Annotated in this window: 6 protein-coding genes; 1 reads left to right on the top strand and 5 read right to left on the bottom strand. The window is 50.3% G+C overall.

Annotated elements, in window-relative coordinates; genetic code table 11:
• Positions 1-63: 63 nt before the first annotated feature.
• Positions 64-153: an LpxT activity modulator PmrR gene (gene pmrR, locus E0D98_RS20745; RefSeq protein WP_000797656.1), complete on the top strand. Its 90-nt coding sequence runs from the start codon at positions 64-66 to the stop codon at positions 151-153.
• Here the strand turns inward: pmrR and pmrB are convergent.
• The 5 genes from pmrB to adiY all read right to left on the bottom strand — a co-directional run bounded on the left by pmrB (position 129) and on the right by adiY (position 5,877).
• A complete protein-coding gene (gene pmrB, locus E0D98_RS20740; RefSeq protein ID WP_001051093.1) occupies positions 129-1,229 on the bottom strand; it encodes a two-component system sensor histidine kinase PmrB in 1,101 nt (366 codons plus the stop codon). The genes pmrR and pmrB overlap by 25 nt on opposite strands.
• Positions 1,230-1,898 (bottom strand): two-component system response regulator BasR, encoded by a 669-nt coding sequence (basR, locus tag E0D98_RS20735; RefSeq protein WP_000697915.1) that lies wholly within the window; start codon positions 1,896-1,898, stop codon positions 1,230-1,232.
• Positions 1,895-3,538, bottom strand: coding sequence for a phosphoethanolamine transferase EptA (gene eptA, locus E0D98_RS20730; protein WP_001298860.1), 1,644 nt, complete (start codon positions 3,536-3,538; stop codon positions 1,895-1,897). Before eptA ends, basR begins: the two co-directional genes overlap by 4 nt.
• 103 nt (positions 3,539-3,641) lie before the next feature.
• The gene (gene adiC, locus E0D98_RS20725) at positions 3,642-4,979 is read right to left on the bottom strand and encodes an arginine/agmatine antiporter (RefSeq protein WP_000093154.1); all 1,338 of its coding nucleotides are present in this window, start codon (positions 4,977-4,979) and stop codon (positions 3,642-3,644) included.
• A gap of 136 nt (positions 4,980-5,115) precedes the next feature.
• Positions 5,116-5,877, bottom strand: coding sequence for a DNA-binding transcriptional activator AdiY (gene adiY, locus E0D98_RS20720; protein WP_001217059.1), 762 nt, complete (start codon positions 5,875-5,877; stop codon positions 5,116-5,118).
• Between the last annotated feature and the right edge of the window lie 13 nt (positions 5,878-5,890).

Genomic DNA, 5,890 nt, shown 5'->3' with positions numbered 1-5,890 from the left:
CTCTTAAGGTTCACTTAATCTCTGACGCGCATACTCTCCTCCAGGTTAACGGAGGAGAGTGCAATGAAAAACCGTGTTTATGAAAGTTTAACTACCGTGTTCAGCGTGCTGGTGGTCAGCAGCTTTCTTTATATCTGGTTTGCCACGTTCTGATCTTTCTTCAGCCGTACCCAGGCCCGCGTGCCGGAAGTCTCTTGCCGGTTTTGCAGGAAAAACTGCCCGTGATGCAACTGTGTAATGCGGCTGACAATACTTAACCCCAGACCAATCCCGCCATAACGGCTGTCCATACGTACAAACGCTTTACTCAACTCCCCGCATTTACTCTCATCAATACCTGGTCCTTCATCTTCAACTGCCATGACCGCTCCGCCATCTTCTTGCAGCTTAATCATAATGTTGCTGCCTTGCGGGCTGTAACGATGGGCGTTTTCTACCAGGTTTCGCAATAACATCCGCAGCAGGGTTGCATCACCCTGAACGGTGATGTCGGCGGCGCTCTCTGGCAATAGCAGGGTTTGCTGTCGCTGGTCGAGCATGGTACTGAGTTCGTCATACGAGGGGAGAATGACATCTTCCAGCAGTTTTACATGTTGATAATTACCGGAAGAAAATGACTGTCCGGCACGCGCCAGTTGCAGCAGCTGGGAGACGCTCTCCATCATCTGATCAAGCCGTGCCACTAACGGTGCTACATCAATGTGATGCGTTTTCGCCAGCAGTTCCAGATGCAAACGCACCCCAGCCAGTGGCGTTCGCAGTTCGTGCGCGACGTCAGCGGTAAACAACCTTTCGTTATCCAGCGTGCTGGTCAGGCGACTGACCAGATCGTTCAACGCCGAAACCACCGCTTCGATTTCGAGGGTGGCGCTGTGAATGGCAATGGGCGTTAAGTTGTCGGCGGTGCGCGCTTCCAGCTCTTTTTGCAGCTCCGCCAGCGGGCGGGTGATGCGGCGTACCGCCTGATAGCAGATAAATAGCGTCAGGCTGACCATAAACACGCCGGGGACAATCAGGCTGGCGACCGCCTCGCGGATCTCACGCATGATGTGGCGATCGTTGTTGCGATTGTCGCGTAGCGCCTGCTCAAACAGCTGAATCTGCTCGGTACTTTCATGCCATAGCCAGAAGACGCTGATCAGCTCAAACACCAACAAAATGGCCCCGATGGTCAATATCAGCCGTTGGCGCAGCGATATTGGTCGGCGCAGAAAATGCATCAGATTCAATTAGTTTTCCTCATTCGCGACCAGCATATAGCCAAAGCCGCGCACGGTGCGGATACGGGCTTTGCCCACTTTGTCGCGCAGATTGTGGATATGCACTTCCAGGGTGTTGGTCGAGGGTTCATTGTCCCAGTTATAGATGTCGTTGTAGAGAATTTCCCGATGCACCGGACTGCCTGCTTTGAGCATTAACCGTGACAGCAGAGCATATTCTTTGGGCGTCAGAATCAACTCTTCACCGCCCATCCATACCTGACGGCGACCCATATTCAGCGTCAGATTGCCAACAATCAGCTCACTTTCGCCCTGATTATTATGGCGTCGTAGCAGGGCGCGGATACGGGCGTGTAACTCTTCCAGCGCAAAAGGCTTCACCAGATAGTCATCGGCACCGACATCCAGCCCGGCGATTTTGTCGGTCAGCGTATCGCGAGCGGTGAGGATCAGTACTGGCAGGGTGTATTTTTTCTGCCGGATACGGGCGAGAAAATGCAGTCCATCTTCGTCGGGTAACCCTAAATCCAGTACCACCAGGCTGTAATGACCGGCCTCAAGGCTTTGTTCCGCCATCCGCGCGGTTGTCACGCCATCGCACGCGTAGCCTTCGGTTTGCGCCGCCAGAATCAATCCCTGCAATAACAGCGTATCGTCTTCAACAATCAGAATTTTCATTCACTCACTCTCCTGCAAGTTTGCAGAATATCATCCGCAGCCTGGTAATACTTCGTCTCAACGCCAGTTAATCCCAATAGCGTGGAGAATAAATTGTCTTGTGAATAGTGTTGCGTTTGCGCCTGTTTTTGCAGGCAGTTCTGGTCAACCTGATACCGTTTTTGATAATCCTCCGACAGCCACAGCAGCATTGGCACCTGTTTTTGGCTATCCGGGGCGATGGCATAAGGCAGACCGTGCAGATAGATGCCATTTTCACCTAACGATTCACCGTGGTCAGAAAGATAAACCAGGCTGGTGGTAAATTTATCCTGATGTTCTTTCAGCAGATTAATCGCTTTATCAACAATATAGTCGACGTAAACCAGCGTGTTGTCGTAAGTGTTCACCAGTTGCTCTTTGCTACAGGTCTGGATCTCATTGGTGTCGCAGGTTGGGGTAAATTTCCTGAACTGCGGCGGATAGCGGTTGTAATAGGTCGGACCGTGGCTGCCGATGGTGTGTAAGACAATCACGCCATCACCCTGCAGGTTATTGATGTACTCTTCCAGCCCGTGGAACAGCACTTCGTCATAGCATTCGCCGTTGATGCACTGACCAGGCAGATTCAGCGCGGTGACGTTCTGGTGAGGCACGCGGTCGCAGGCACCTTTACAGCCGCCATCGTTGTCATTCCACAGCACGTTGATGCCCGCTCGCTGAATGATATCCAGCACGCCTTCCTGGTGCTGTGCCAGCTCTTCTTTGTAATGCTCACGCGGCATATCCGAGAACATGCACGGTACTGAAACTGCCGTTGCCGTGCCGCAAGATGCGGTATTAGGGAAATAGACCACGTTATCTTTCGCCAGCCGCGGGTTAGTTTCACGCGGGTAGCCGTTGAGGGAGAAGTTCTCCGCCCGCGAGGTTTCGCCGACAATCAGGATGGTCAAATTTTTACGTTTTTCGTTCTGCATTAACGGGTTGCGGTGGGCGTCTTCACCAATTCGCACCAGCGGTAGATTTGCTAGTCGCTGATGGGAGTACCATGACCAGCTGGCAACAATGCTGTTAGAGGGGCTTAAGGATTTCACCAGCTCTTTGTTATTGCGGAACAACGAGGCGTAGTCTTTATAAAACAGTGCGGCGACCAGCAAAATCAGTAGTACAGAAACCAGAATATTGGCTCCACGGAAAAGAACACTGCGCAGACGCGAGGTGGCAGGTTTGATTTTTATCCAGCAGGCAATCAGCGCAGCAAGCACGCCGCTGAATCCCAGCGTTAATAACATTTGCGGTGTCATCAGCGCATAACTTTCTGCCGGAGTGGTATCAATAATATTGGCAATCATCGAGCGGTCGATGACGATGCCGTAAGTCATTATGAAATATTGTGCAGCCGCGCCAACCAGAATAAACAGGCAGGCCAGTGGTCGATTAAGCCATAAGAAAGAGCTTAGTGTCAGGACAATATTAATCACGCTGAAAGCGACGACCGGCATCGACAAGAAAACCAGTACGTTATGCAGCGAATCCAGCGGCAGCGCCTGCAACACCTGTTTAAAAAAGGCAATATTCAGGCAGATAGAGATATAAAAAGCGGCCAACAATAGCCAGGCGAGTAAATTCAAAGAGGGTCTTTTTAGTAGGCGCTTCAACATCACGGTGTTTCCATCGAACAAAGTGCGCATATGCTCGCAAAGCAAAATTAAGCCAACCTTAAGTTCTTAAGGTTGGCTTTTATGTTTGCTGGATTAAGGGGAATTAATCTTTGCTTATTGGTGCATCTAAGGGATACGGGTTTTTATGTAGCCGGTTGTAATTCAGCGCATACATGGCGGTGATGACCATCAGGGTGACAAATGACCACATAACCTCTTTCGCTCCGGACCCCACCACGGCCCAGATGCAGTAGAGGAAGGCAATGGTAGTAACTGCCAGATATGCCGGGCGTGCTTTACCAAAGTGACCGTGTCCGAGCAGCAGTAACGCCGCACAGGTGTAAAGATATGGCACCAGTGTAAAGATGACCGAGACGGAAGAAACCAGACCGAACTCTTTGGTCGCGTTTGGTGAAATGCTGCTGAGCTGGAATATGGTCATCAAAATACCGACGATAATCAGCCCCGCCACTGGCGTACCCGCTTTATTTACACGGGCAAAAATCGGTGGGAACAGTCCGTCATCGGCAGCGGCTTTCGCCGTTTGACCCGCCAGCAACGTCCAGCCGCCCAGTGAACCTAAGCAACCCGCAGCTGCGCAGAAGGAAACAATGGCCCCGGCGGTGTCACCCAACGCCATCCGTGCGGCATCACCGAATGGCGAAGCAGAAACGCGCAGTGCGGCATTAGGGATCATCCCCATAATCGCGGTGGTAGAAAGTACATAGCAAACGGCGGCAATCAATACCCCACCAATGGTGGCGATAGGGACATTGCGTTTCGGGTTTTTCACCACACCTGCGGCAACGGAGGCACTTTCCACACCGATGAACGACCACAGCGTAACGTTAAGGGTACTTTGAATTGCACCGAAGGTGCCCAGGCCGCTGACGTTCCATGCCGCCATATAGGTTTCACCACGGAACCAGAACCAGCCAAATACGGCAATCCCGACGATGGGGATCAGCGCCAGCACGGTGGCAACTGCCTGCACACGGGTGATCATTTTCGGACCGACAATGTTCAGCAGGACGAAGATCCACAGCACCACGACGCAGGTGATGGTTAATACCAATGGATCTTTCAGAATCGGGAAGAAGTAACTTAAATATCCTACGCCAATGACCACCATGGCGATATTGCCGATCCAGCAGGCCAGCCAGTAGAGGACGTTGGTTTGATAACCGAGAAACGGGCCAAAGCAGCGGCGGGCGTAAGCGTAAGAACCACCAGGACTTGGATCGAGGAACGACATTTTGGCGTATACCATCGAGAGCCCCAGCGCACCGATAATCGTCACCAACCATCCATAAATGGCAATCCCGCCAGTCGAGGCCAGGTTTGCAGGTAACAGAAAAACACCTGACCCCATAATATTCCCCGACACCATCAGGGTGACGGGGATTAAGCCCACTTTGTGAGCATCAGCATCCGAAGACATAATTAAACTCCTGCGAAGGCGAGCTTCGTGACAATAAATTACGTCATATCATACGCCTGCATTCGATAGTTGAATTATTATCGACCGGGTTATCGCTGATGCCGTTATTAATATAGCTCTTCGTTAAGGTTAAAAATCAGGCGACAGTGCGTTCTCTGTGCTGACTAACATAATGCAGCGGCGTCATACCGTAGAAGTCTTTAAAGACAGAAATAAAGTACGACGTACTGTTGTAGCCGCAGGACTGTGATACCTGAGAGATATTTTTACCGTCCATCATTAATTCATTTACGGCATAACGCATGCGGCAGGTGGTGATTATTTGGCTATAACTGGTGTTTTCGCTTTTCAGCTTTTTCTTTAACAGACTTGGGCTAAGACATAAACAACTGGCTACCATACTAAGATTCCAGTCTTTGTGAATATCGCTTTCAATAATTTGATAAACGCTGTCACTTACACAATTACGTAACATATACATCATTAATGAAAGGAATTTTTTACTGTCGAGAAAACGGGATAGCACCGTGAATAATAATGCGCGTGTTCGTTCCTTTTCTGACTCAGTTTCTGCGGGCATCATGCTGTGTTGCGCGGCAACGCGAAAGACGTCTGGCGTCAGGCATGGCAGGGTGAGTATGGGCGTAGCGCTACGTTGCCATACTGGTATTTGCGAGAGATCTTTATTCAGAAACCGGAGGTAATCTTTGATGATGTCGTGACTAATATGAGCAACCAAAGTGTTGTTAAGAGAGGAGACGTCGATAATATTATTTTCACAATTTAATAACGCCATATGGTTAGCTTTAAGGCTAATAGGTTCTTTCCCATTCACCCTTATCCAGACATCTTTTTCAGTCAATAAAACAATACAAGGTTGGTCGCTGCAAATCCTCATACATGTACTCCTG

It is taken from the genome of Escherichia sp. KCJ4928, from assembly GCF_004352695.1.
Lineage (GTDB): Bacteria > Pseudomonadota > Gammaproteobacteria > Enterobacterales > Enterobacteriaceae > ECMA0423.
The sequence above is the reverse complement of the archived record's forward strand: the minus strand, read 5'-3'. Positions and strand labels throughout refer to the sequence as shown.